Genomic DNA, 26,478 nt, shown 5'->3' with positions numbered 1-26,478 from the left:
CGACAGTGTTAAAGAAATAAGACGAGCACCTGGGACACAAGCGCTACGGATATTAATGCAAACGGGTATGCTGCTGCATAGGCGATAGAAGGATCCTCAGAATCCACGATTTGATTGAGTGCTCCTAAGCCCGGTGTACTTGTCATTCCGCCACAGAGAGCGCCCAGCGAGTGAAGCATACTTAAATGAAATAATTTTACGGCCACTAAAAATCCGAGCAGTAAAGGTACAATCGTAATTACTGCCCCGGCTGCAAGCAGTTTTAAGCCTTCTTCTGCTATTACGTCAGCAAGTCCCGCTCCAGCAGTTGTTCCAGCGCCAGCTAAAAACAGCACCAGGCCAATATCCCGTATGATTTGATTGGAAGGCTGAAAAAAGCGGGCGCGGATCGGGCCGAGCCGGCCGAAATGTCCGATAATTAAAGCTGCAAACAGTGGGCCTCCTGCAACACCCAAAGTTATAGTACCGAGTCCAGGAATACTGATCGGTATCATTCCCAGAAGAATTCCCAGCAGAAGAATCAAACTGAGTGAGAAAATATGGACATTGGTTGTTTCCAGTTTTCTTTTGCTGAACAGCTTTTCTACTTCATCTATCCGTTCCTCACTGCTTACTACAGTCAGAATGTCCCCCTGCTCCAGTCTCCATCCGGGATGCTGATTGAATTCAAAGCCGCCGCGTTCAATTCTCGTCACTGTCACCCCGTAAGTTCTTCGCAGAGCGAGCTCCCTTAAACTTTTACCCACCATATCAGTAGCGGCTACAGTAACTTTTCGGAGTTTTACATGATCATGATTTTCAAATGCAAGATTTACTTCTCTGCCAAGCTGCTCTCTGATACTTTTCAAGTCTGCAGGAAGACCTACTGTTACCAATTTATCTCCTTTTAAAATAACTGTATCGCTTAAGCTGATTATATTTCGGTCCCCTCTTATTACACGGCTGATAACTGCAGAAGTTCCTTTCCCCACTTCCAGTTCCTTCAGCGTACGTTTATGTGCTTTATCACTGGTAACCTCGATCGTCATTACTTCCGGAGATTTCTGATGTCTGAGAGGACCTGTTTTCCGCTGCAGATCTCTCATTAAATCCACTTTTAATACTTTCGGCAGCAGCTGTACAAACAATACTACTGCCAGGACGCCGAATGGATAGGCAATTCCATAGCCGACAGATGCCAGTGGATCTCCGGTCGCTTCCAGTGCTGCTGCAAGCCCGGGGGTGCTGGTCAGCGCACCACTCATGATGCCAATGCTTAATGCTGGTGAAAGATCAAACAGTCGGGCCATGACAAGCGTGGTAGCTGCCGCAGTAAGGATAGTCAGCAAGCCGATAATCCCGTAAATTACACCTGAAGTACGCATCATCCGAAAAAATCGTGGGCCTGCCTGCAGACCTACAGCTACGATAAATAAGCTAAGTCCAAGGTTCTGCACGACACCGGAAACCTCGTAGCCAAAATGGCCGAATATCATGGCTGTAAAAAGGACGGCACTCATTCCCAGACTGATTCCTTTTATTTTTGCCTCTCCTGCAAGAGAGCCTATAAATAAAATAATAAAAAGTAACACTAAAGGTTCCTGAAGTATTGCCTGTATGTTCATTACGGTTCCCTTCCTCTACAGCTATCTTTCTATATTAATACTGCTAAAATATAATCATTATTATTGTGAAATATTTCACAATAATTATATCATGAATATCTTCTTTATCCATACAAATATAAAAGACCTCTTTAAAAAATAAGAGGCCTTTAATTATATATACAAGCAATTCAACCGGTGGAAGCCATGAAGCTCATACTAAAAGGAGCCCGTCCAAATCAATCACTTCTATTTTTTTCTGCTTTTTCTGTTTGATATATCCCTGCTTTTCTAATTCTGCCAGTTTTCGGCTGATCGTTTCGGGAGTCGTACCTAAATAGGAAGCTGTGTCTTTTTTACTCATCGGCAGAATGAATTCCTGAGTCCCTGCTTTATCCATTGTTTCCGCCAGAAACATCGCAAGCCTCGTTTCTACATTTTCCATAGCTGTGCGGCTCGCCTGCTTTTCGGTAGTGTCCAGCCTTGAAGAAAACTCCTGCAGTATTTTCAAAGAAATAGAAGGGAATTTCAGCAGAAACTGCTGGAGTTCTGTTCTGGTAATCATGCAGATACTTGCTTTTTCCATTGCTTCTGCATACACTTCATGCGTTCCTTCATGAAAAAGTGCCAGTTCACCCGTAAAATCCCCGGGCAGAAGCAGCCGTATCAGCTGCTCTTTTCCACCCGCAGACAGTCTGTATATTTTCACCTTTCCCTGATTCACTATATAAAGTGAATCTGATACTTCGCCTGCCCGGTAGAGAAGTTCTCCTTTTTTAAATGAAACAGGCCGGACTGTCTGCATAATTTCATCCATCTGTTCATTTTCCAGGTGATTAAAAATAGGCACCTTCGATATACAGGCGCTGTGGGATTTACTTTGGTGGTTACATTCAGAAGAAACCGTCAAATTTTTCTCTGCCATTTTTATTACCCCCTGCCGCTTTCCATAAAAATTTAAATTCATTTCAAACACTGTCCAGCTCTGTTGTGAAGCCGAAAAAGCGAGGAACGTCTTCAGCCGTTTTCTACTTCTATTATTACACTGTCTTTACTAAAAAACTATAGTCGAAGAGGCACTATTTCCCAGAATTTTCCGGAAAACAGTACCTCCTGAGCTTCCTGGGCTAAGCTGGTTCAGGTAATAACTGCGGATGCTTTTTTTGTTTCTTTTCTGCAAATTTAATCAGCCGCATCGCGTTTAAAATTACCAGCAGTACGCTTGCTTCATGAATAAACATCCCGGAAGCAAGGTGAATTCCTCCCATTAAAACACCTGTCAGCAGAATAACCACGGTGCCTACCGCAAAATACGTATTCTGCTTCATATTTCTGCTGGTCGCTTTTGCAAGAGAGTAAGCGTGGGAAAGCTGCATCAGCTTATCTGCCATTAATACGACATCCGCCGTTTCCATAGAAATTTCTGTTCCACCTTCTCCCATAGCAAGGCCGATATCCGCCGCTGCAATGGCCGGGGCGTCATTAATACCGTCTCCTGCCATGGCAACCTTATGTCCCTGGGCCTGCAGTTCATGAATAAACTTTACCTTGTCCTGTGGAAGCAGTTCCGCATGTACCTCTTCTATCTTCAGCTGTTCCGCGACCAGTACCGCACTGTGCCGATTGTCTCCCGTCAGCATAATAATTCTTCTTATCCCATTTTCTCTTAAGGCAGCCAGCGCTTCCGGTGCTTCCTTCCGGATTTGATCAGCAATGGAGATGATTCCCGCAATTTCACTGTTGATCACTGCAAAAATCGCTGTATTCCCTGCTCTTTCCTGTTTCTCTGCATGTGCTTCTGCAGCATCGGTAACAGGAATTCCGGCTGTTTGAAGCAAGCTTCTGTTGCCGAGAATTATTTCTTTTCCATTGACCTGTGCTTTAATTCCCTTTCCTTTGATTATTTCACCCTGCACTTTTTCTGCCCGGGGAAGCCCTGTATTCTCTGCTTCCCTAACGATGGCTTTTCCCAGGTGATGTTCAGAAATTGTTTCAGCCTGCGCTGAAAGAGTAAGCAGCTCTTCTCCGCTGTACTGCAGAAATGTCTTGATTTCTGTCACTTCCGGCTTTCCTTTCGTTAAGGTACCGGTTTTATCGAAAACGAGCGTATCGATCCCTGCTAAGGATTCCACAGCCTCTCCACCTTTTATCAATACACCTTTGCGTGCCCCGTTCCCTATTCCGGCAACGTTGGAAACAGGCGCTCCGATGACTAAAGCACCCGGACAGGCTACCACAAGAAAGGTAATCGCCAGATGAAGATTTACGGTGATCACATATACCAGCAAAGCTAATACTACTACGCCGGGTGTATAGAACTGGGCAAAGCGGTCCAGGAATTTCTCGGTTTTTGATTTGCTTTCCTGCGCTTCTTCCACTAATTCTATAATCTTCGCAAACGTTGTATCGTCTCCCACTTTTTCCGCAATTACTTCCACATAACCGCTGTCGAGTATGGTACCGCTGAACACGGAAGATTGCTCCCCTTTAAAAGAAGGTTTGCTTTCTCCGGTAATTGCCGCTTCTATAAATGAAGCTTCTCCAGCTGCTATTTTCCCATCTACAGGAACTTTACCACCGGAACGAATAATCACTCTGTCCCCTGCCTCTACTTCTTCCACCGGCACTGCAGCTTGTCTGCCGTCCCTAATAACAGTAGCTTCCTGTGGAGCAAGTTCCATTAATTTCTTTAAGGAGGAACGGGTTTTTGCAAGCGTCCGCGCTTCCAGGTAGCCGCCGAACAAAAAGAGAAAGGTTACTACCGCTGATTCTACGTATTCACCTATGATCAGCGCACCAATAACAGCAATGGTTACGAGTAATTCAATACTGAAGCTTTTCATTCTTAAAGCCTGAAACGCTTTAATAAAAATTGGTATGCCGGCAATTACTGTCGCAGCAATAAGAAATGCATCTTTCCAAACAGCCTGGCCCAGGAAAAAGGATAGTACAATCAGTGCTCCTGTGACCACGGTGAGATAATTCTTATATTGATTTATTTTATTCAGCATTTGTTTTCTCTCCTCCCTGGGCAGTTTTTAAGAAACTTTCGTGGAAAGTACAGGATATCCAAGTCTGCTGATGTTACTTTCTATTTCCTCCGCTTCAATTGCTTCTTCTTCAAACTGGACGCGAACCTTGCTCGAATGAAACAGTACTTTCACTGTATCCACTCCTTTGGTTTTACGGAGTGACTTTTCGATTTTTTGAATACATGAGGGACAGGTAAGTGCTTCTAATTGATATACTGCTTTTTTCATATGTTTCTCCTCCCTTATCTGTTGTTACCTTTATTTTAAGTCCGGACTGATATTAATAAATTGACCTCCATCAAGAAGTATTTATTCTAAGTATTATTAAATGATTTATTTCTTAATGAAGAGCTGCCAGTTTGAGTCAGCTGTTTTTCTTCCTCCCTGCCTGGGAATAGGATGGCAGAGTCATTTATTTATGAAAGGAGAAAATTCAATGCGCTGGTTCGCTTTTTTTCTTGGGGTATTTTATGTTGATTTTCTATTCCACAGTTCAGGAGCCAAAGCTTTCGGATTTGAAGCAGAAACATTGCCGGAAAGGTTATGGGCCCTGTTTTTCGTGCTGGTGATGACGCTGGCATTTTATTATATAACGCTCCGGTTTTTCCCTCCTTCTTTCTTTCATGGGGTGATTTTCGCTTCCGGCTTTTTCGCAAGTTTTGATGTTGTTGTCATTCACTGGGTATTCCAGCTACACCGTCTAACCGATGGGCCTGAAGCGAATATTATTGAGCCTGTTCTTGTAGTAATCGGAATCATTATGATGTTTTATGCATTAAAGAAAGAAAATAAGCTGAATGCAGATAAATAAAGACAATTATTGTTTTTTTCTTTACACTTAACGGGAATAGATGCAGGAGGTGATGTGCAAATGAAAAAAGCAGAACTTGTATATGATGCAAAAGCCCGGTTAGCAGAAGGTCCGTTTTGGGATAAGGAACAGCAGCAGCTGATCTGGGTGGACATTGAAGGAAAAACCGTAAACTTCCTTGACCCCCTTGGAGAAAACGAAGCGCATCCTGTGGAACAGCGTGTCGGCGTTGCTGTACTCAGTGAAAAAGGTTATTTGTATCTCGGAATGGATCACGGGTTCTACCGCTATGACCGGGAATCAAGAAAGCTCACACAGATCAGTGACCCCGAGGAGGAGCTGCCGGGAAATCGTTTTAATGACGGAAAATGTGACCCTCTCGGCAATTTCTGGGCGGGTACAATGGTGCTCGAAGGAGAAGAAGGAAACGCAAGTTTGTATAAAATGGATACACAAGAAACTGTCACCACTGAAATTACAGACTTAACGATTTCCAACGGACTTGTGTGGGATGAGAAAAAAGAATTGATGTACTTTATTGATACTCCCACCCATCAAATCCGTGCCTATCCATTTGATTTTAACCGCGGTGTTATTAATGGGGAAGCTAAAATTGTCTTCGAGGTACCTGATGATTTCGGGCACCCTGACGGAATGACGATGGATCGTGAAGGAATGCTCTGGGTTGCTTTCTTTGACGGAGGCTGTGTCCGCAGAATCGATCCTGAGGAAGGGAAAGTGCTGGAGAAAATAGATGTTCCTGCCTCCAACGTAACTTCCTGCTGCTTCGGCGGGAGCGAGATGGATGAGTTGTTTATTACTACTGCACGGGAAGGCAAATCGGAAGAGGAGCTCGCAGAAGAACCTCATGCAGGGGGCATATTCAGGGTGAAACCTGGTGTGAAAGGCGTGAATTCCTACCGTTTTCAGGACTATACGTAATATACTCAATTTCTTCTTAACAGCCTCTTTCCATAAGAGAGGCTGTTTCTTTTTCTTGAGTCACTGAATTCATCGTTGTCATATTTAATAAAGAAAGGAAGATCTAAAGATGAAAATACTGTTTGAAGAAATTGAAGGCAGGCTCGACCCCAAATGGCTGCTCGCAGAAGTCAGATCAGAAGAAACCGTATCCTATTATTCGGTGGAAGGCCCATTTGAGAGGCTGCTGCCGGAGGATTTACATGATGCAAAGATGATGACAGTCTCCATGGGAGATCTGCTTGTCCCTCCTGAAACGAAAAATATTTTTGGCATCCCAGCTGCCAGGATTGCAGCGGATTCCCCGGAAATGGACCTCCATGAACTGGATTATTTTATTCTGCTTGTAGATGATATCCAGGAGCTGCTTCATCTTCAGCCAAACTACTTTCGTACTTCTTAAAATCTCTGGGCATACGTCCCCGGCATTAATGCTATAATTTGGGAAGTAATTAATTGGAGTGATCCGAATGATCAAATACTCTCAGCTCAAACACGCTGGTCGTTTCCAGCAGATTATCCGTGCCCTGATTCGAAATGGATTTGGCTTTTTCGTGCAGAAAATCGGTTTATTCAATGAAATTCCCGGCTTGCAGCGCATGCGGGTGAAAGAAAAGCAGCCGCACAAATCTACAGAGGAGCGTATCCGGATATTACTGGAAGAACTCGGCCCCTCTTTTGTAAAACTAGGACAGATTGCAAGTACGCGAAATGATATTTTCCCACCGGCATTGATTCAAGAATTGGAAAAACTTCAGGATCACGTAACAGAATTTCCGCTCGACGAAGCACAGAAAGTTTTTGAAACAGAGATGGGCGAGCCTTTATCTACATATTTTGCTTCCTTTAGGGAGCAGCCCCTTGCTTCTGCTTCCATCGGCCAGGTATATAGAGCAGAAACGCACGATGGGAATGCCGTAGCAGTGAAAATCCAGCGTCCCGGCATCCAGCGGAAAATTGAAATTGATCTGGACATTCTTCATGAGCTTGCCGGCCTGGCAGAAAGACATATTCACGGGCTGCAGAGATATCATCTTCCGACACTTGTGAAAGAATTTTCGAAAATGATACGCCGGGAACTGGATTATACAATCGAAGGTCGAAATACTGAAAAAATTTATCAGCAGACTGCCGAGGATCCGAATGTCTACATACCTGCGATCGATTGGCGCAGCACGACACAGCGGGTATTGACAATGGAGCTGATTGCCGGAAAGAACATCAACCAGCTGGATCTTTCTTCAATAAGCAGTGAAAGACGGCGGCATATTTCTGAAATTATTGCCAACACTCTCTGCCGCCAGATTTTTATCGATGGCTTTTACCATGCCGATCCTCATCCCGGGAATATTTTTATAATGAAAGACGATGCAGTAGCGTTTCTTGATTTTGGCATGGTCGGAAGACTGAATTCAGATCTTCGTGCGAGCCTTGCAAAACTGGTGATGGGCATACTCCGCAAAAATACTGATGAGATCATGTACGCTGTAGGGAAAATCGGCAACATGCCCCCAGGAATTAATCGTCCTGCGCTAAAAAAAGAAATCGAAGAATTCCAGGACTTATATTTCAGCACAGCACTGCAGGAAATTCAATTTGGCAAGGTAATTAATGACCTGCTCAGCTTAATCGGGGACTTTGATATTGAGATACCGCATGATATCACGCTGGTTGCGAAATCTCTCGTAACAGCAGAGTCGCTGATCAGTACACTTGATCCTGATATCAGCATTATTGAAGTGGTGGAACCCCTCGGGCCTGAGATCCTGCGTCAGCATTACAGTGTAAAAAGAATGAAAAGAAATTTGCATTCCTATGCGCTGGAATATATGGATATCATCGGCGACCTGCCCGATACGATCAAGAAAATGACTGCCACGATGGAAAAAGGAAAGCTTCATCACGATGTAGAGATACCTGAAATGCAGCTCCTCGGCATAAGGGTAAGCCAGGCTGCCAACCAGCTGTCTCTCAGCATCCTGCTGCTGGCTGTCAGCTTCATTCTTGGCGCATTGATATTAGGGATTACGCTTGGAGCTCCGGACCCGTCCGGCCTGCTGCAGCTGCCTGTACTTGAAATTGGATTTATTCTGTTTTTCCTGCTTTTTGCCTGGGCGATGATTTCCATCCTCTGGAAGCGGAAAAAACAGTAGCAAAGCAAAAGGCCGCTTTCCTGAGGAAGCGGCCTTTTCATTTTATCCTTTTTCGGTTTATTCATTTACAAGCACGATGCGCCCGTTGATTTTTCCTGCTTCCAGATCGGCAAATACCCGGTTAATTTCGCTTAACTTCGCTGTTTCAATGTGAGTCTGCACTTTTCCTTCAGCTGCAAACTGCAGTGCTTCCTGCAGGTCTTTACGCGTGCCGACGATAGATCCTGCCACACTGACTGCATTTAATACGGTATCAAAGATAGGGATTTCCATCATTTCCGGCGGGAGTCCCACTGCGACACAAGTGCCTCCACGCTTTACAGCACGGTAGGCTTCCCCAAAGGCTGGCTTGGTTACAGCTGTACAGATGGAAGCCTGTACGCCGCCAACTTCTCTTTGAATAAATTCGCCGGAATCTTCCTTTTTCGGATTGATTACTTTGTCAGCTCCCAAGCTTTCTGCAAGCTCCAGCTTCTCATCGAATGTATCGACAGCCACCACGTTATATCCCATCGCTTTAGCATATTGAACTGCCACGTGGCCAAGACCTCCGATACCGTAAATTGCTACCCAGTCCCCGGGCTTTGCTCCACCTACTTTTAACGCTTTATAAGTAGTAACACCAGCGCAGAAAATAGGTGCTGCATCGACATAGCTGAGGCTGTCCGGAATTTTCACTACATAATCTGCTTCTGCCAGGCAGTAATCTGCATAGCTCCCATCCACAGAATACCCAGCGTTCTGCTGATCTTTGCAGAGCGTCTCTTTTCCATCCAGACAGTATTCACAGTACCCACATGCAGAATACAGCCAGGGAATGCCCACACGGTCGCCAACCTGCAGATGTGTTACGTTCGTACCTGTTGCAGTGACTTCTCCCACGCCTTCATGTCCCGGAATCAGGGGAAGTTTCGGCTTGACAGGCCAGTCTCCATGCGCCGCATGTAAATCCGTGTGACACACACCGCAGGCCTTAATCTTAACCAATACCTGGCCTGCCCCCACTTGTGGTACAGGAACTTCTTCAATGCGCAAATCCTCATGAAACTGATTTACTACTGCTGCCTTCATTGTTTCCTGCACTCCACTTACTTTTTCTTCTTCTGACGGATTATTCATTACTTGACCTGTCATGCTAACATCCCCTTTATCCTATGGATTTTAAAATGCTAACTACACTTAAATTATACCTCTGGGAACATAGGAATCAAGACTTTGTGAAATATTTCACAATTTAGACAATATTTATTCTTTGGCACGAATATCATGTTTATTTACCTTGCTCTTTGAACTTTGCAAATGATTAACATTGTATGGCGGGTTTGTCCTCGTCTTATCTACAGCTGTTTTCAATGCCGGCTGGCGTTAAAAATTCATTCGACTGCCTTCCTATCCCCTGGCAGCTTCGATTGTTTATATTCTTTTAATGAGGGAAAAAGTTCATGATAAACTATAAAAGTGAATACAGACTAAGCTATTTTAGAAACTGGAGGAATAGACATGAAAAAATGGGCATTTGTTTCGGATTTTGACGGCACTATCTCGAAGAAGGATTTTTACTGGATCGTAATTGAAAAGTACTTTCCTGAAGGCGCAGATATGGTAAAGCAGTGGAAGGGCGGAGAAATAAAAGATATCGATTTCCTCAGCACTGTATTTTCTTCCATTCATCAAAATGAATCACAGATCATTGAAGACGTCCTGGAAATTCCTATCGATGAACACGTTCCTGAATTTATTAAAAAAGTGCAGGATCACGGCGGAGATTTTTATGTATTGAGCGCCGGCACAGATTATTACATTAATTATATTTTAGATCATTACAACATAAAAAATGTCACTGTGCTTTCCAATAAAGGTTACTATGAAGACCGGAATATTCATCTGCACATCGATCCGGAACACCGGTATCACTCCGATCGCTACGGCATAGATAAAGCCACTGTCCTGGAAGAATTAAAGCAGCAATACGAAACTATTCATTTTGCAGGAGACAGCGAGCCTGATTCCCACCCTGCTGTGCATGCTGATGTCACTTTCGCGAAAGCTGCACTGCCTGAAATTCTATCGAGTAAAGGAGTCCCTCATATTACGGTAGAAAACTTTAAAGAAATCGAGAAGGAATTGCAGCGTACAGGATTTTTAACAAATGACTAATCCGATTACTAATATTCCTATACCTGCAGTACTGGATATTAAGAAAGGAAGCCTGTACCAGCTCGAAACTACATTTCAGCGTCACGGGTTTGAAAATGCAATGATTCTCTTTGATCACTTTACTTTTCAGACATTTTCCGAAGATGTGAAAAATTCATTTTCAAAAATCGTTCCTGACACTCTAAAACTGGCAGAAGATTTGAACATAAACGATCTGATTCAGCAGGCATTTTCTATAAAGGCATACGATGTTATCGTTGCGGTCGGAGGCGGGGCTGTCATTGATCATGGGAAATATATTGCTTTTTCCAGGAATATCCCCTTTCTCAGTGTCCCTACTTCCGCTTCCAACGACGGCTTTGCCAGCAGCAACTGTTCCTTGATTATTAATGGCCGTAAAACCACTGTTCCTGCAAAAGTGCCGTATGGCATCATTGCAGATCTGGATGTGATTAAGCAGGCCCCCGACAAATTTGTTCTCGCTGGAATAGGAGACTTGATGTCGAATATCACTGCGCTCTACGATTGGGAATTTGAAGATTTCCACGGTGTGGGACAGGTAAATGCTTTCGCAGCCATGCTGAGTAAAAAAGCGGTCAACAGCTTTATCCGTACTCCCATGGATGATATCAAACATCCAACATTTCTTAAGGAACTCGTTAGCTCTCTCACAATGGGGGGAGTAGCTACCGTCATCAGCGGAAACAGCGCGCCGATCAGCGGTTCAGAACACCTTATTTCTCATGCACTTGATAAATATGCGGCAGCGCCGCAAATGCATGGACTGCAGATTGGAATTGCCTCTTACATTATGGCGCATGTGCAGGACCATCGGGCAGAGCGAATGGAAAAAGTATTTTCCAGAACCGGATTTTTCACCTATGTAAAAACGCTCCAAATGAAAAAAACTGATTTTCATCATGCCATTGAGAAAAGTCCTGAGATGAAGCCGCAGAGATACACCTTTCTGCACGAACAAAAATACCGCAGCCGCGCGCTGGAATTTCTGCATAAAGATAAAATATTAGCTGATATTCTGGTGTAGCTGCAAGCTAAAAACTATTATTGTCTATGGGAAGCTTATTTTCCTCACATAGCGAAAGCTTTATAACAAAGCGATTTCTTACCAAGAAACTGATTTTATAACCACTTAAAAAGGTGTCCCCTTAATTTTTAAGGGGACACCTTTCAGATTAGAAATTATGCTTTTTCAGTTTTACGTCCGGCAAGAAGCAGTCCGCCTGCTGCGAAAAGGAAGAGAAAACCTACTGCGGTCCAAAGCGGCTGGTTCGTTGCTGTGTCAGCCATCTCGTCTCCTTCTTCAAACTCTTCTTCAATTTCAGCTTCTACTATATCTTCAAGAGATTCAGCTTCTTCCAGTACACCTTCCGGAAGATCAAAGTCCTCTACATTGTCAAAGTTATGAAACTCCATATCTATCGTCTGATCAATAGCAGTTTCCGCGCCTTCAACATCCAGCGTCATAGTAAGCTCCAGATAAGAATTTGTTAAATAATGAGTTTCCTGATCAATATGAAGCTCGTAATAAACATCGCTGAGTTCAATATCATCAAGCATTTCTTCCACCATTTCTACTTCTTCTTCACTCGCTTCTTCATTTAATTCATCCATATCATTAAATAGATCTTCAAATTCTTCTCCGTCTCCCTGATAAGTCAGAACGTAGTAGCCATCTTCCTCACCGAGTTCGATTTCTTCATCCAGACTCATAAATTCCGCAACTGGATCATGCGGATAATAAGCCATTTCCTCCATGTATTCCGTGTCATTGTCTACAAGGATCCAGCCGCCTTCCCCATCTTCCTGAAAGTAGCCTTCCTCCGTTAAGTATGATTGCAGTGTTTCTTCCTCTCCATCAGGATTCATAATCGTTGTTTCCTGGCGCATTTTAAAAGGATCAATAATAACATCCTGCGCTAAAGTAGTGGAAGCATCCATTTCTCCTTCTGTTCCTGCAGTACTTTCTTCGGTTTCGATAATGTTCGAGAAGCTTTCCAGGTTTTCCATCGCTTCATTTGACTGCTGCAGCACCTCTTCTGCTGACTGCTCTTCTGCCGAGGCTAAAGTAGCACCTGCTAAAACGGTACCTACTGAAACTACCGTGATTACACTGGCTTTCTTCACATTATCCCATCCTTTTTAAATATTAGTTTCGGGAATTTAATTCCCCAATATGAATAAAGCTTCCCCAAATAGGTAAAATAAAACATTAAACAAAGAGAAATTCATTATAAAATACTAGGAAAATATGAGCCTGGCAGTAGTCGGAGCTTCGTTGAAATTCTTAAAATATTTTCTTGGTTGCTGGACTGAAATTTATGAAGAAAACCATATTTTGTTGAATTTTTTCATCTTTCTATGTAAAAAAAGAGTTTCATATTGCTGTTTCACTTTCGGCGAATGCTTGCTCGAGGGCTTGTCCTCGGCTAATTTCTCTGCCGCTCCGCTTCTTCGGAATGGATTCTCTGACTGCGCTTCATCCTCCGAGCGTCCTCGCCTGCGTTTCACAGCAGCGGTGGTTTTTAATGGGGGCAGGCCAGCTGATTATTCTGCATAAGGGGAGTATATTCGAACACATCTTCCAGCTTAACCGATTGCACCATTTGCATGAAAAGTTAAAAGCAGCCGCAAGAATCGTACTTCTCTTAACACAACAGGAACAAAAGTTGTATATTTGCATTTTCCTTCGATAGACTGGTTATGCAAAAATTCAATATGATTTTTAAGCATGGACAAGGTTCTCGTATTCTGTCTTTAGCAGCAGTTATCTGTACACGATGACGAATTATCTGCTTTTAGCAGCGGGTATTCTGTTATTATTGTGCGTATCTGTTACTAAAAGGGAGGGATCTGATTTTAACAACGCAGCTTCCCTATGTATCTGTTATTAGCAGCTTCGAATCTGTTATTAGCAAATAAGTATCTGCCCTCTTCTCTTTTATCAATTAGCAGGTTACCTGCAAAAGTAGTAACTTATAATTTCCCAGCCAATAAAAAAACACTACTTCTGCGCGGAAGTAGTGTTAATTGCATACGATATAAGTTCTTTTATTCTGCCGTCATGATTCAGTTTGTAGACTTCACAAAATTCAAAAATCTGCTTATTTCCTGAAGCGTTTGTAACCTCCCGCCTGCCATTGCACATGGAAATATTCCCGTGAGTGACTACATGCTCGATAGTAAGGCTGAAAATGCCTTCCCCGCCTTCTTCATTTAATAAATTCAGCACTTCCTGTTTACCGGCAATTGTTCTTTCACCAACTTTGCACCAGGAGACATTCTCGGTTAAATTATCCGCCATAAAAGAAATATCATTTGCAGCAAATGCTTCATTAAAAGCACGGACCATTTCTTCCGTTTTAGTTGTCATAGGCTGCTCCTTTCCAGAACCAGTAAATGTAATCTCTTTTTACATATATACCTCTTTTCAGGAAAAAACTAACCATTCTAAAAAAATAGGTATTGTTAAGGAATCTATCGAGGAATAGGTGTTCTGTCATGCTTCGTGGAAGCTTTATAGTAATAATTCCCTGGAAATTTCAAAAACTGCTTCTATCAAAAGTATTTAATTTTAATACTTTACAATATTTTCTTTTGTATCTCTCACTGCCGCATTATAATTAAATCCAACAAATACATAATTTTCATGGGAGTGGTGTGGTGACTGCATATTAAACAGTTTTTATCATCTCTTTCAATGTGGTGTAACAGTGGCGTTTAAGTATTAACCTTATTTCGAAAACGAAGGATCCAGCTGTGAAATTTATTATCAGAGGAGATGTCATGAATGTTCAAAAAACAAATTTCCGTTATGTTAATTACTCTATTAACGCTAATGTCTGTTTTCAGCACCTCTGTTTTTGCTGCTCCTGTAGAATATCACCCTTCCAAAGCGCATAAAACCGGTGAAATGGCTTATGCTCATATGGAGTATTTATCAAAAGAAATTGGTCCCCGCATTGCCGGGACGGAAGCAGAGCAGGAAGCAGCTGCTTATATTCAGGGACAGTTCGAGCGGATTGGACTGGAAACTGAACTGCAGAACTTCACTTATGGATCAAATAGCTCTGCGAACGTGATTGCATATAAAAAAGGTAAATCAGATAAGCAGATTATTGTAGGTGCCCATTACGATTCTGTCCGCCGCGGAGCCGGTGCAGATGACAATGGTTCCGGGGTAGGTGTGATGCTTGAAACAGCTGAGGTGCTGAGCAAGATAAAGACTCCTTATTCCATTGTGTATATTGCTTTTGGAGCAGAAGAGGTGGGTCTCCGGGGCTCCAGGCATTATGCCGGACAGATGAGCACAGAGGAAATCGAAAATACCTTGGCAATGATAAATCTGGACAGCCTTGCAGCCGGAGATAAAATGTATGTACATGGAAGTGAAGGAGCAGATGGTTTCCTTCGTGACCAGGCATTAAATATTGCAGCGAAAAAGAATTTGAATGTCGGCATTAATCCCGGCCTGAACCCAAATTATCCTGCAGGAACTACTGGAGATTGGAGTGATCACGTCCCTTTCAAAAACCTTGGAATTCCATATACCTATCTCGAAGCAACGAACTGGGAAATTGGAGATATGGACGGATATGAACAAACGGAGAAATTTGGAGGGATCTGGCATACCAATATGGATACGATAGATTTTATTGAGCGGGAGTTTCCAGGAAGAATTGAAGAACGGCTTTCTACTTTCAGTACCTTATTAACCGATATGCTTAAGTTTACCAATAAAACAAGCACGTCCAAGAAGTAACTGTAAAGAGCGCAAATCAGGAGACCCCTGTTTGCGCTCTTTTTCTGGTTCCCCTAAGACAGCCGTATATCTCGGGACAGCATGTTTTCTGCATCCAAAGTCAGACAGGTTCTTCTTCATAATTCAGCTGCCATTCAATCCCGAATTTATCAGTAAGACTTGCATAGCAACTGCTCCAGGAAGTTTCCTGAAGCTCCATCTGTACCTTTCCTTCTTCTGCTAAGCGTCCGTAGAGACGACGGAGTTCAGATTCATCATTTAACACAACTGCAAGACTGATGTTGTTTCCCTCGGTATGTTTCATGTGGGGAAGCACATCAGAAAACATGATTCTTGTTCCCTGAAGCAGCATCTGTGTATGCATCACCAGTTCTTTTGCTTTCTCCGGCAATGGATAATCATTGTCCGGGGGCATATCTCCGAATGTCATAATATGGGGAGCTTCCGTATCAAAGACATCAGCATAAAATTCTACAGCCTGCCTGCAGTTTCCATTGAAGTTTAAGTACACGTTGATCGCCATCACATTTCCTCCTTTTTTAAATATCGGAGCTTTTCTGCCAGTTTTCCCGCTCCTTTAATGAAGTAATTTGTGCAATGTGGTGCCTTCCATGCCAGGAGTATAAACCAATAGCTATGCCTAAAGAAACTTCTCCATCTGCTGGATGACGAAAGGTTTTTTCTAAATCTGCTTCTCTTAAGGACCAGAGTAAAGCAGTCCACCTGCTGTGGAGCGATTCCAAAAGTGCAAGAGACACATCCACTGGAAGTTCACTATCAGATAACTCTGCCCATTTTGCCTCTTCATAAGGTTTGATTCGCGGAGCATCTTCTGTAAGGGCCAGTTTAAATCTGATATAGCTGTTCATATGGCTGTCGGCGATATGATGCACCGTCTGCCTTACCGTCCAGCCACCCGGCCGGTAAGGAGTATCCAGCTGTTCATCTGACAGCTCTCCTACTGCTTCTTTTAACTGCCCGGGGATTTCTTCAATTTCCATAATCCATGCATTAATTTCGTCATCCGTATAGCCGGCCTGTGTAAAACGCCCAATTGGATATTGCAGCTTTTCCATTTTCTCTACCTCCCAAATTTAAAACAAATATCCTTGTTTCATTATATATTTCCTCCCATTAAAATTATATATCTCTTTTTCGTGAACCCGCATTCTTTAGGCGTTTGAAAAATTTTGGAAAATCTGCTACTGTTAGTGTAGATCCAAATAGTTTCCACTAGGGGTGCCGTTAGCGGCTGAGACAAGCACAGCTTGATCCCTTTGAACCTGATCTAGTTCATACTAGCGTAGGGAAGTGGCGTCAGCGCACCATTGGGCATATTCTGTCCCTGTGTGCGTCATGCAGCCTTTCCGTATCAGGAAAAGGCTTTTTTGATGCTCTTCCTCCAGTGGTGGACTCTTAAAAACCAAACCTGGAAGGATGAGAAAACATGAGTTTTACGCAGGACCTGAGAAAAGAAGCTGAACCTTTATTTGAAAAGATTTATTATCACCCTTTTATTCAGGAACTAAAAGATGAAACCCTGAGTAAAGAAGCATTAATTCATTACGTAAAACAGGATTATGAATACTTAAACGCAATGATTCAGACACGTGCGCTGACAATGGCGAAATGCTCCAGCCGAAAAGAAATGGCACTGCTGAACGAAGGGATCTCCTTTATTTTAAATGATGAATCTCATCCTCATCACAATTTCTGTGATGTCGCAGGCGTCGGCTATGAAGAACTTCACGGGGAGTCCCTTGCTCCTGCAGCCCACCATTACAGCCAGCTGATGCTCCAGACGGCCGCTTCCGGTACGCTTGGCGAAGCATTGGCAGTAGCACTTCCCTGTCCCTGGGTCTATTTGGATATAGGAAAGCGCCTTTATGAAGAAATTCAGGGAAACAAGCGGCATATTTTTTATCCATGGATTTCTTTTTATGGGGCACAGGAAGAACCCCGTATAAATAAAACGCTGGAATGGCTGGATAAAATTGCGGAACAATCTACAGCAAAAGAGTGTGAGAGCATGCGGAAGCTTTTTATGACTGGCTGCCGCATGGAATATATGTTTTTTGATATGGCTTATACGCAGCAGAAATGGCCTGTTTAGTATTTCCCCGAATACTGAGTAAATCCGTATGTTCTGAAATAAAAATCAGTTCCAGTTACAGAAAGAAGCCGCACGAATGCGGCTTCTTTCTGTTTGGCTCTGTTAATGGCTGATGTTGATATAAGAAAGGTACGCCTGCGGCCCCTTTTTCTTCGCTTCCCACGGAGAAATCCTTCAGCTGTCTCTTCGGATTAAACAGGATTCCGCGCAGCCGCGGCTGGTCAGTTGCAGCGAAGACTTCTATTATTATCCACCTTGAACATTAAAAGAGACACTCATGCAAAATTTTTGCACCATGAAGTATGAAAATTTATACTGCTGTGGAACGAAGGAGAGAACGCCCAAAGGATGAGCGCAGTTGGAGAATTCAAGTGGCCTTCTGGAAGTACACGAAGCACGAGCGGAATCGATCCTGCTTCTTCAGACAGCATGGCGGTATCTGCCCTGCTGTCTGTGGATCGATGGAAGCCGTGCCCTGTGTGAGAAATTAGTCGAGAACAAGCTCTGGGGCAAGCCTCTCCGAAAGTGAAGCAGTATGATTACTTCTTTTTAGCAAAACTTTTATTTTCAAGGTAGCTTTCTGTTTTATAAGCTTTTCAATGCAGCTCGCAGGTTACTGTAGCTCGGATAGTTTTTCATTTCCCGAATAAATGGCTGCAGTCCTTTTGCCAGATTTGGGTGCACCCCGGAAAATACTACTCGTATTCCCAGCAGCGTTAATGCCTGGAACGAATTTGAAATGATGGATACAAACCTGTCATCGACTTTTGAAATAGAAGATAAATCGATAATTAATACTTCCAGTTTCAGCTGCAGAGATTGTTGGGTTGTTTCATGTATCAGCTGTTCATACTGTGATTCATATGAAATCGGCTGCAGCGGCAGGACACCGGTAGTATCATTTAAACGGATAATATTTACGGTTAAATTATTGATCACCTCTACCATTTCCTTACGTTCCATTACCTGCTCAGTGATGTCACGAAGCCGCGTCACAATATGTTCCACTTCCCCCTCTGCATCGTGCTCCAGCCGGGTATCAATATCAAGGATATAATCCTTTCCTTTCCACGAAAGGGGGACATTTTTAAATTTGCTGTTGCCTCCTATTTCTAAGGTTCTGGAGAGGACTTTCTGGTTATCTTTTAAATGAGAAAATACATCATGTAAATGCTTCCCTACAACTTCTTCTCTCTCCAGCTTGAAAGTATTTTCATAGCAGGTGTTAATGTATTGAATGATTAACTTACTGTCTGTAATTAAGATACTTTCATCAATTAATTCCAATGCCGCTTTATACAATTGTTAAATACCCCTTTCGTCATATGTATTGATTTATCCACGGTCACTATATGTCTCTAAAAATTCTTCTATTTGTTTTTGATGATGGCTGTCATGCGATGAAAATATATTAATAATTTTATGCACAGTTAATGTTTCTTCTGCTCCCTGCAGCTTTACCTCTGCAGCATGACCGGCAGCTTCCAGCTGCTCTATCAGCCTTATTCTTCCCTCTATAAAACTGTCAATTATCCTCCCTGCACTCCGCCCTTCAAGTGCGGCAACTGCAGCTCTATTAAATACATTGTGATTTGGGAAAGGAGGAAGGGTCCTGCCCTGATTTAAAAAAGGCACTATAGATTCACTGATATAGCTGTCCCAGTAATATAAATGACCAATAATTTCACGCGTCGACCATTTCCCGGGTTTTACCGGGATATTCAGCACATTATTATTTTCCATTTTTAACTTTTCGGTAAAGCTTTTCATATTCTCCAGTGGAGCTGTTACTTTCGACATCAAACTCCTCCTTCGATCTTTTCATATTTCTTTTCATATTTCTCAATTCAGTCCTATTTAATAATAGTATAGAACCTTCCAATTGATCCACGCCTGCAGAGGCACTTTACGATTTCTCAATAAATTATAACTCTTTTCCCTGTCCTTGTATAATTTTACTCTCCTTCAGGCATTACAGCGAATTTTCCGTTGTGACATGTTAAGATTAATTAAAGCACGTATACAGGAAGGAGCGCTGATTATGAATGCACCTAGAGAAAAGCTGGACAGTTTTCTTCTGCAGAAAAATATTTCTCCTGTGGAGGCATTTCATTTTTTTGACTCTTTGGAAAGTGTGGAAATTCCCTTTTTGAAAGGACTCTGGCAGGGAAAAGAATTTCCTGCCGCACATCCTTTTGGCGGACTGCTTCCAAAAGTAAACTGGTACGGCAAAGAATTTATTACGCCTCAAATAGTTCATCCGCTGGTAATGGAAAAGAAAAATAAAGAGCGTTATTTTTTAAATCCTGTATTTATCCCATTTCATCTTCCCATAGAAAAGATTCCTCACTTTCTCCTGGTCCCCGTTTTTAAATTCGTTTCTCCATTAATGAAGACAAACGCACCCAAAGCCCGCTTAGGAACGCTTGAATACCGTGGAAAACTAAGTGCTGCCATGATATATGACCATCATGGTATCAATGACATATTCCGCAAAGTAGATGAAAATACCGTTCTCGGCGTGATGGAAACCAGAAATCCCAAAAAATCAGGATACTTTTTTGTGCTTGAGAGAAACCCATTCAGCTGAAATGGTTTTGCAGTTTACCTGGAATTCACTAACCTTAATAAAACTGGAGCCTTTATTTCCGCTGTCTAAATTATTATATTGAAAAAGTACCTCGAATTTCCCTTCTCTTTCATTGTATTCACGGTCTATATGCGATAGTTTAGCAGTACGCCAGGTAAAACGAGAAGAAGGGGGAATCAGCATGAGAGAAAAATTAAACGCCGCTCTTGGCTATATTTTTGTGATCAGCGGTGCCGCCTGCTGGGGGGTTACCGGCCTGTTCGTACAGCAGCTGTACAGCTACGATTTTTCCCCTTGGCAGGTTGTGGCAGCCCGCCTGACTCTCTCTACGTTGCTTTTGCTTATCGTGATGCTTATATTCGCCAGAGAATATTTAAAAGTAAGATGGAAAGATTTCCCCTACTTATTTGCCTTAGGCGCGTTAAGTATCGCCTTATTTAACTGGTTTTACTTTGCGGTGATGGACCAGGCTTCCATTGCGATTGCCGTCGTTTTTGTTTATACTTCTCCGGTTTTTGCGGCGCTCATCGCGAAATTTTTATATAACGAAAAGCTGACACTCCAGAAAAATATTGCTATCGTACTGACGATCCTGGGCTGCTCTCTCGCTATAGGGCTGATCCCTGCAGGAGCTACTCCCATTGCATTTACCACTGTGCTGCTAGGCCTGGCAGCAGGTTTGTTTGCGGCCTCCTACAGCCTGCTTGGCAAATTTGTCAGCGGACTATATCACCCTTTGACGATTACCTTTTATGCCCTGCTCAGCGGAAGTATTTTTTCTCTTCCAGCAAGTGGAATCTGGGAACACCGCGCGCTGCTCCTTGGCGGCAGCATCTGGGTCCCCTTGCTTGGAATTTCCATTATCTCCACTATTTTTGCATACGTATTATTTACTCTCGGCCTGAAATATGTAGAATCAAGCAAGGCTGCGATACTTTCTTCTGTAGAGCTTGTTATCTCTGTAATTATCAGTGTTTATGTATTAAATGAAATACTCACCCTGTATCAGGCTGCAGGCTTCGTACTTGTTATTATATCCATAGTACTCACGGTTATTTCTTTCCGCCGGCGTATTAAGAAAAAATATCCCGGAAAGGAATATTCCTGGAGCAGGGAATATTAACCGGATTCCACCGTTTGGCCCCAGTCCGCTGCAGGTACTTTTAAAAATGCAAAACGCTGTGTGAAAAATATCTCACACAGCGTTTTAACAAATCCGAAAATTATTCTTCTCTTAAATCCTCAATGGAATCAATATCCATATAGGCAGGGACCACCAGGCCAATTCTGGTACCTTCCGTGTTTGGACCCAGGTCTTCAAAGTCTTCTTCATAGTCATCATAATACTGCTGCTGCGCAGGCATCCAGGAAGCAAACATTGCATCCGCTCCGTCTGTTGCAAGACCGGCGTACATTGCGTCGATCATTACTTCTACCAAATTGGTTTCATAGCCCAGATCCTTCAGCACTTCACTTACTACATTGGTTGCAGCAACAGCGTCCGCCCAGTTTACCAGCGTAAATTCAACTTCCTGGCCATCCCCTTCTTCTGCACCTTCTGTCCATTCCGCTACAAGCTCTTCATTTTCTTCAATCCACTGTCTTGCAGCTTCTTCCACTTCTGTATCTTCTTCCTCTGCCATTACCATTACTTCTTCCATATCACTCATGTCCCAGTGAAACTGGTCAATTACCTGATATGCTCCCGGCAGATCTTCCTGCAGTCCGTTGCGTACTAAAGTATGAATATCATTTCCTTCCCCGAAGACCAGCTCCGGATCTTCCAGAAATTTCAGGTCATATTCCATGAACTTCCAGTGTGGCTGCCAGCCAGTAACAATAATCGGCTCTTCGTCTTCGATCGCATTTCCTAATTCCGAAGTCATCACAGGACCTGAGCTGCTGAGCACGGACCAGTTTTCATCAAGGCCGTATTCTTCAATCGCAATCTCGGCATTATCCATAATTCCTGTTCCTGGATCAATTCCCACGATTTCATAATTCACCTGTTCGCCGATAGATTCCCCTGACGATTCTTCTGTCTCATTATTTCCTGTATTGTCTTCTGCAGCATTGTTATTTTCATTTCCGCATGCTGCCAGCAGCAGAACACTCGTCATGCCAATTGTTCCTGTAAGATACTTTCTTTTTAAAATCATAGATCTCTCCTTCAGATTAGTTTAATTTCACTGCCTTCCACTTCCGGAAGCTGATGACACACATTATTTAACCTTACTATAAGATAAAAAAAATTTCCACCTGGATTAAAACATAGCTGTACTGTGCTTTGGCTGGAGTTTTGCAGCAGGATCTATGTACGATTTGGCATGATTAACTGCAATTGGTGCTTCCCCGAACCCGATTGCAATTAACTTCACTTTTCCTTCGTAGGAGGCAATATCACCGGAAGCGTAAATCCCTTTTATGTTTGTTTCCATTTTGGAATTCACCGGAATTGTATTTTTTTCTATATGCAGGCCCCAGTCTTTGATCGGGCCAAGAGATGATACAAATCCGTGATTAACAATTACAGCATCGACCTCCAAAGCTTCTTCCATACCTTCTTTTTCTTTTAGTACAACTTGCTCTATCGTATCATTTCCCACCAGCCGCTCCATAGTGCATGGAGTTTTGATTTTTACTCGTGAGCTTCGCAGCAGTTCTGCACTGTGTTCATGACAGCGGAATTTTTCTCTGCGGTGCACAAGCGTTACTTCTGCTGCAACTGGTTCCAGCATCAGTGCCCAGTCGACCGCCGAATCTCCACCGCCTGAAATAAGCACTTTCTTTCCTGCAAAAGACTGTAAATCATTAACAAAATAGTGCAGATTTTTCCCTTCATACTTCGAAGCATCCGATAACGCCAGTCTTCTCGGCTCAAAAGCACCAGCTCCCGCAGTAATAATAACCGCTTTTGAATAATGATCTGCTTTATTAGTAGTAAGCGAAAAAATCCCTTTTTCACCTTTACTGATATTCTCGACAACCTCTTCCAGAACAATATGAGTATCAAACTGGGCTACCTGGGCTGCAAGATTGTCTACCAGATCTTTCGCCATTACTTTCGGATAACCTGCGATATCATAAATATATTTTTCTGGATAAAGCGTGGCAAGCTGTCCGCCGATTTCAGGAAGACTGTCAATGATTTTCACTTTCATCTGCCTCATTCCACCGTAAAAAGCAGCGAACAATCCTGCAGGCCCACCGCCGACAATCGTAAGGTCATACACTTCTTCATCTTTCATTTTTTTCACCTGCTCTTTGATTATTTAAACCAGTGGAGTGCCGCCGGTTTTATATTTTGAAAAATATGTTTTTGTTCCGTGTATTCTTCCAGCCCTGTTTCTCCTAATTCTCTTCCGATTCCGGACTGCTTGTAACCGCCCCAGGGAGCGTGCGGAATATACGGATGAAAATCATTGATCCATACTGTACCCATACGGAGTTTTGCGGCTGCCCTTTCCGCTTTCACTATATCTGTCGTCCAGACTGCTCCTGCCAGGCCGTATATGGAGTCGTTTGCCAGACGCAGCGCTTCTTCTTCCGTATGGAACCGCTCTACGGTTAACACCGGACCGAAGACTTCTTCCTGGACGATTCTCATTTCTGAAGAGCAGTCGGTGAAAATGGTCGGCAAAAAGAAAAAGCCATGCTGCAGCTCGGGGTCTTCCGGATATTTACCTCCTGCAATCAATGCTGCCCCTTCCGCTTTTCCAACTTCAACAAAACTTCTGACTTTTTCTCTATGCTCCGCCGAAATCATCGGACCGGACGCTGTATCTTTCTTCATTCCATCTCCGAGTTTAATATTTTTCACCCGCTTTACAAGGGCAGCTGTAAACTGATCGTGAAGAGAATCTTCAATGATAAGCCTTGTCCCGGCTGAACACACCTGGCCTGCATGAAAAAATACTGCATTCAGCGCCTGATCGACTGCTGTTTCAAAGTCACAGTCTGCAAATACAATATTCGGATTTTTCCCGCCAAGCTCAAGTGCAAGTTTTTTAACATTCGTACTCGCTGCCTGCATAATTTTCTTTCCTGTTTCTATGCCTCCGGTAAAGGAAACCATGTCTATCAAGTGATTTTCTGCAAGCTCGTTTCCCACAGTATGACCTGGGCCCAGTACAAGATTTATGACACCTTTTGGGAAGCCTGCTTCTTCCATCAGCTCAAATACTTTAATAGTAGTCAGGGGAGTAATTTCACTTGGCTTCATAACTAACGTATTCCCTGCAGCAAGTGCCGGTGCGAGCTTCCAGGCCGCCTGCAGCAGCGGATAGTTCCAGGGAGTGATCTGTCCACATACACCTACTGGCTCTCTGACTACTTTGCTAGTGGAATTTGGTATCGGAGAATCGATTATCTTTCCGCCATGTTTATCTGCAAGTCCAGCATAATAGCGGAAGACTCCTGCAATATCCTGCATATCTGCTTCACTTTCTGTCAGCGTTTTACCTGTATCGAGAGTTTCCAGTTTCATCAGTTCCTGTATATCTCTCTCAATAAGTCCGGCTGTTCTGTACAGAAGTTCCCCTCTCTTTGCAGCAGTGACAGCGGTCCATTCTCCCTTGTCGAATGCATGTCTCGCAGCAGCCACTGCCTGCTTTACATCCTGCTCATCGCCTTCTGTTACAGTGTCTATGATTTCCTGATTAAACGGATTGATAATTTCCCGCGCGGCTCCAGCCTGTCCTTCGGTCCACTCACCGTTGATAAACATTTTTTTCATCTGTCTGCCTCCCGTTCACAACTGCTTCGGCCAGTTTCTGGCTCAGCCATCAGCGCTGCTTTATTTGTAAACAATCACCTCGTCATTTTTCTCCATCACTTTAAAGTTCTTTATTTTGAATTTTTCATTCGCCAGCATACAGCCTTTATTTCTGATATCAAATTCTCTGCCGTGCCATGGACAGCGGAGAATGTCGCCATCTCTTTCAAATTTATATTCTCCCAGATTGTCTGTGGGCTCCGGCGCTCCACAGAGTTTCCCTTTGGATAATGGAGCTCCCTGATGAATACAGCGGTTTAAAAATGCATAGTAATGTCCGTCAGAAGCACGGCATACGACGATTTCATGTTTTCCAAATCTGCTTTCCATCATTTCTCCCGGCTGCAGGTCTTCGGTGCGGCATACTACTTCTTCCATTTATTCTTCCTCCTTCAGCTGCGGCAGTTTCGGATAAAAATTCCTGGCGTTTTCTGAAAACAGTTTTCTCTGCAGGCCTTCATCCAGTCCTTTCGGCAGTGCTTCATAGGGAGAGTCATAATCCCAATGCGGATAATCTGTGGAGAAAGACACTATTTCATCTGTCCCCATATGTTCAAATGTCTGCAGGAATTCTTTTTTCGTCATTTCTTCCAGCGGCTGCGTAGTAAAGCAGATGTGTTTACGGATAATATCACTCGGCATTCGCTTGATCCAGGGTACCTCATGACGGAGATCGCGGTACTGCTGATCCATCTTTCTCATCAGGAAAGGAACATAGGTGAACCCTCCTTCAATCATCATCATTTTTAATTTGGGAAACTTCTCAAATACGCCATTAAAGACCATATTTGTCACCATAGTCATATGGGCCACAGGAATGAGCGTATGCCATTCGATAAAATAGCGCGGCCACTTTCCATAGTGGACCGGCGGCTCATTGTGATGCATGCCGATCATTAGGTCATGCTTTTCCGCCGCTTCAAAAATCGGATGGTAATATGGATCGCCCCAAAGCTTATCGTCAATCGGAAGCAGTATCTGCACCATCTTTTTATGGCTTCCTACGCGCTCGATTTCCTTCACAGCGCCCTGTGGATCCTGCGCTGCAATATGCACAGAGCCATACAGCCGCTCGTCTTTTTCCAGCCAGTGTTCAATCTGCCAGTCATTGTAGGCACTCGCTAAAGCGGTCGCCATTTCATACCAGCCGTGCATCGATGATGGGGACGGATCAAGTGCTCCGGTTAAAATGCCAAACTCATGGCCGATTTCATCCAGCAGCTGTGACTGCATAAAGGGAAGATCAGATCCTGCCGGACGTCCATCGGGAACGACTGCATCGGCACGGTCCACCCCGGCTACCGCCGGCTGTGTAAACGGCATATGTTTTTCCTGTATCCAGCTGCAGTCTTCAATGTATCTTCTATATGGCTGAGGCAGATAAGGAAGCAATTGGCTGTACTGCACTCTTTCATGAATATCTGTGTCGATAAGATGTAATTTGGGATTTGTCATGTGCTTGTTCCTCCTTGGTTGTATAAGCTGTTCGTCTGCCAAGAAGCAT

Annotated in this window: 27 protein-coding genes and 1 riboswitch; of the genes, 11 read left to right on the top strand and 16 right to left on the bottom strand. The window is 43.3% G+C overall.

Translation table 11 applies throughout. The features are described from left to right. Window positions 1-8: 8 nt before the first annotated feature. The 4 genes from BLP92_RS12810 to BLP92_RS12795 form a co-directional block, all read right to left on the bottom strand. Window positions 9-1,604 carry an aspartate:alanine exchanger family transporter gene (locus BLP92_RS12810; protein ID WP_090843352.1) on the bottom strand — a complete coding sequence of 532 codons (1,596 nt, stop codon included), beginning with the start codon at window positions 1,602-1,604 and terminating at the stop codon, window positions 9-11. A 193-nt stretch (window positions 1,605-1,797) separates the two neighbouring features. After that, entirely contained in the window at window positions 1,798-2,508 is a 711-nt protein-coding gene (locus BLP92_RS12805) for a Crp/Fnr family transcriptional regulator (protein ID WP_090843351.1), read from the bottom strand. Between the two features lie 202 nt (window positions 2,509-2,710). Next, window positions 2,711-4,594, bottom strand: a complete 1,884-nt coding sequence (locus BLP92_RS12800; protein ID WP_090843350.1) for a heavy metal translocating P-type ATPase — start codon at window positions 4,592-4,594, stop codon at window positions 2,711-2,713. A 27-nt stretch (window positions 4,595-4,621) separates the two neighbouring features. Then, window positions 4,622-4,843 carry a heavy-metal-associated domain-containing protein gene (locus BLP92_RS12795; RefSeq protein ID WP_090843349.1) on the bottom strand — a complete coding sequence of 74 codons (222 nt, stop codon included), beginning with the start codon at window positions 4,841-4,843 and terminating at the stop codon, window positions 4,622-4,624. 208 nt (window positions 4,844-5,051) lie between these two features. On the opposite strand from BLP92_RS12795, the gene BLP92_RS12790 reads away from it, so the two are divergent. The 4 genes from BLP92_RS12790 (at window position 5,052) to BLP92_RS12775 (ending at window position 8,560) form a co-directional block, all read left to right on the top strand. Next, window positions 5,052-5,426, top strand: a complete 375-nt coding sequence (locus tag BLP92_RS12790) for a hypothetical protein (RefSeq protein WP_090843348.1) — start codon at window positions 5,052-5,054, stop codon at window positions 5,424-5,426. Between the two features lie 60 nt (window positions 5,427-5,486). Then, window positions 5,487-6,368, top strand: coding sequence for an SMP-30/gluconolactonase/LRE family protein (locus tag BLP92_RS12785; protein ID WP_090843347.1), 882 nt, complete (start codon window positions 5,487-5,489; stop codon window positions 6,366-6,368). Window positions 6,369-6,477: 109 nt separating this feature from the next. Next, the gene (locus tag BLP92_RS12780) at window positions 6,478-6,810 is read left to right on the top strand and encodes a hypothetical protein (protein ID WP_090843346.1); all 333 of its coding nucleotides are present in this window, start codon (window positions 6,478-6,480) and stop codon (window positions 6,808-6,810) included. A 67-nt stretch (window positions 6,811-6,877) separates the two neighbouring features. Then, a complete protein-coding gene (locus BLP92_RS12775; RefSeq protein WP_090843345.1) occupies window positions 6,878-8,560 on the top strand; it encodes an ABC1 kinase family protein in 1,683 nt (560 codons plus the stop codon). Between the two features lie 57 nt (window positions 8,561-8,617). Here BLP92_RS12775 and adhP read toward each other — a convergent pair whose 3' ends face one another. Then, the gene (adhP, locus tag BLP92_RS12770) at window positions 8,618-9,631 is read right to left on the bottom strand and encodes an alcohol dehydrogenase AdhP (RefSeq protein ID WP_090843369.1); all 1,014 of its coding nucleotides are present in this window, start codon (window positions 9,629-9,631) and stop codon (window positions 8,618-8,620) included. 429 nt (window positions 9,632-10,060) lie between these two features. Here adhP and BLP92_RS12765 point away from each other — a divergent pair, with 429 nt between their 5' ends. Together BLP92_RS12765 and BLP92_RS12760 are read left to right on the top strand one after the other, a co-directional pair. Beyond that, on the top strand, window positions 10,061-10,717 hold the full coding sequence (locus BLP92_RS12765; RefSeq protein ID WP_090843344.1) for an MtnX-like HAD-IB family phosphatase: 657 nt from the start codon (window positions 10,061-10,063) through the stop codon (window positions 10,715-10,717). Continuing rightward, on the top strand, window positions 10,710-11,762 hold the full coding sequence (locus BLP92_RS12760) for an iron-containing alcohol dehydrogenase family protein (RefSeq protein WP_090843343.1): 1,053 nt from the start codon (window positions 10,710-10,712) through the stop codon (window positions 11,760-11,762). Before BLP92_RS12765 ends, BLP92_RS12760 begins: the two co-directional genes overlap by 8 nt. Window positions 11,763-11,917: 155 nt before the next feature. Here BLP92_RS12760 and BLP92_RS12755 read toward each other — a convergent pair whose 3' ends face one another. Both BLP92_RS12755 and BLP92_RS12750 read right to left on the bottom strand, forming a co-directional pair. Beyond that, the gene (locus BLP92_RS12755; RefSeq protein ID WP_090843342.1) at window positions 11,918-12,862 is read right to left on the bottom strand and encodes a DUF6612 family protein; all 945 of its coding nucleotides are present in this window, start codon (window positions 12,860-12,862) and stop codon (window positions 11,918-11,920) included. Between the two features lie 877 nt (window positions 12,863-13,739). After that, window positions 13,740-14,108 (bottom strand): nuclear transport factor 2 family protein, encoded by a 369-nt coding sequence (locus tag BLP92_RS12750; protein WP_090843341.1) that lies wholly within the window; start codon window positions 14,106-14,108, stop codon window positions 13,740-13,742. A gap of 417 nt (window positions 14,109-14,525) precedes the next feature. On the opposite strand from BLP92_RS12750, the gene BLP92_RS12745 reads away from it, so the two are divergent. Next, window positions 14,526-15,497 (top strand): M28 family peptidase, encoded by a 972-nt coding sequence (locus BLP92_RS12745; protein WP_244516840.1) that lies wholly within the window; start codon window positions 14,526-14,528, stop codon window positions 15,495-15,497. Window positions 15,498-15,597: 100 nt separating this feature from the next. On the opposite strand, the gene BLP92_RS12740 is transcribed toward BLP92_RS12745, so the two are convergent. After that, the gene (locus BLP92_RS12740; protein WP_090843340.1) at window positions 15,598-16,020 is read right to left on the bottom strand and encodes a VOC family protein; all 423 of its coding nucleotides are present in this window, start codon (window positions 16,018-16,020) and stop codon (window positions 15,598-15,600) included. A 16-nt stretch (window positions 16,021-16,036) separates the two neighbouring features. Then, window positions 16,037-16,573 carry a YfiT family bacillithiol transferase gene (locus BLP92_RS12735; RefSeq protein WP_090843339.1) on the bottom strand — a complete coding sequence of 179 codons (537 nt, stop codon included), beginning with the start codon at window positions 16,571-16,573 and terminating at the stop codon, window positions 16,037-16,039. A 149-nt stretch (window positions 16,574-16,722) separates the two neighbouring features. Further along, window positions 16,723-16,824: riboswitch (TPP riboswitch) on the top strand. 120 nt (window positions 16,825-16,944) lie between these two features. Between BLP92_RS12735 and tenA the strand changes: the two genes are divergently transcribed. Together tenA and BLP92_RS18280 are read left to right on the top strand one after the other, a co-directional pair. Further along, on the top strand, window positions 16,945-17,610 hold the full coding sequence (gene tenA / locus BLP92_RS12730; protein ID WP_090843338.1) for a thiaminase II: 666 nt from the start codon (window positions 16,945-16,947) through the stop codon (window positions 17,608-17,610). Between the two features lie 348 nt (window positions 17,611-17,958). Continuing rightward, the gene (locus tag BLP92_RS18280; protein ID WP_280138092.1) at window positions 17,959-18,093 is read left to right on the top strand and encodes a hypothetical protein; all 135 of its coding nucleotides are present in this window, start codon (window positions 17,959-17,961) and stop codon (window positions 18,091-18,093) included. 102 nt (window positions 18,094-18,195) lie between these two features. Here the strand turns inward: BLP92_RS18280 and BLP92_RS12725 are convergent, their stop codons facing one another. After that, window positions 18,196-18,912 (bottom strand): PAS domain-containing protein, encoded by a 717-nt coding sequence (locus BLP92_RS12725; RefSeq protein WP_090843337.1) that lies wholly within the window; start codon window positions 18,910-18,912, stop codon window positions 18,196-18,198. A gap of 33 nt (window positions 18,913-18,945) precedes the next feature. Next, window positions 18,946-19,410, bottom strand: coding sequence for a DinB family protein (locus BLP92_RS12720; RefSeq protein WP_090843336.1), 465 nt, complete (start codon window positions 19,408-19,410; stop codon window positions 18,946-18,948). Between the two features lie 241 nt (window positions 19,411-19,651). Here BLP92_RS12720 and BLP92_RS12715 point away from each other — a divergent pair, with 241 nt between their 5' ends. After that, entirely contained in the window at window positions 19,652-20,200 is a 549-nt protein-coding gene (locus tag BLP92_RS12715) for a DUF4334 domain-containing protein (protein WP_175444285.1), read from the top strand. Window positions 20,201-20,381: 181 nt separating this feature from the next. Further along, window positions 20,382-21,323: a DMT family transporter gene (locus tag BLP92_RS12710; protein WP_090843334.1), complete on the top strand. Its 942-nt coding sequence runs from the start codon at window positions 20,382-20,384 to the stop codon at window positions 21,321-21,323. A 100-nt stretch (window positions 21,324-21,423) separates the two neighbouring features. Here the strand turns inward: BLP92_RS12710 and BLP92_RS12705 are convergent, their stop codons facing one another. The 5 genes from BLP92_RS12705 to BLP92_RS12685 all read right to left on the bottom strand — a co-directional run bounded on the left by BLP92_RS12705 (window position 21,424) and on the right by BLP92_RS12685 (window position 26,429). Continuing rightward, the gene (locus BLP92_RS12705) at window positions 21,424-22,359 is read right to left on the bottom strand and encodes a glycine betaine ABC transporter substrate-binding protein (RefSeq protein WP_090843333.1); all 936 of its coding nucleotides are present in this window, start codon (window positions 22,357-22,359) and stop codon (window positions 21,424-21,426) included. Between the two features lie 105 nt (window positions 22,360-22,464). Beyond that, the gene (locus BLP92_RS12700) at window positions 22,465-23,448 is read right to left on the bottom strand and encodes an NAD(P)/FAD-dependent oxidoreductase (RefSeq protein ID WP_090843332.1); all 984 of its coding nucleotides are present in this window, start codon (window positions 23,446-23,448) and stop codon (window positions 22,465-22,467) included. Between the two features lie 20 nt (window positions 23,449-23,468). After that, complete coding sequence (betB, locus tag BLP92_RS12695) at window positions 23,469-24,935, bottom strand: betaine-aldehyde dehydrogenase (RefSeq protein WP_090843331.1); 1,467 nt, start codon at window positions 24,933-24,935, stop codon at window positions 23,469-23,471. 60 nt (window positions 24,936-24,995) lie between these two features. Next, window positions 24,996-25,352, bottom strand: coding sequence for a Rieske (2Fe-2S) protein (locus BLP92_RS12690; RefSeq protein ID WP_090843330.1), 357 nt, complete (start codon window positions 25,350-25,352; stop codon window positions 24,996-24,998). After that, complete coding sequence (locus tag BLP92_RS12685; RefSeq protein WP_090843329.1) at window positions 25,353-26,429, bottom strand: amidohydrolase family protein; 1,077 nt, start codon at window positions 26,427-26,429, stop codon at window positions 25,353-25,355. It lies immediately after the preceding gene. Between the last annotated feature and the right edge of the window lie 49 nt (window positions 26,430-26,478).

This window comes from Alkalicoccus daliensis (assembly GCF_900103955.1).
Lineage (GTDB): Bacteria > Bacillota > Bacilli > Bacillales > Salisediminibacteriaceae > Alkalicoccus > Alkalicoccus daliensis.
Note: the sequence above shows the minus strand (reverse complement) of the source record. Positions and strands in the feature narration are given on the sequence as shown.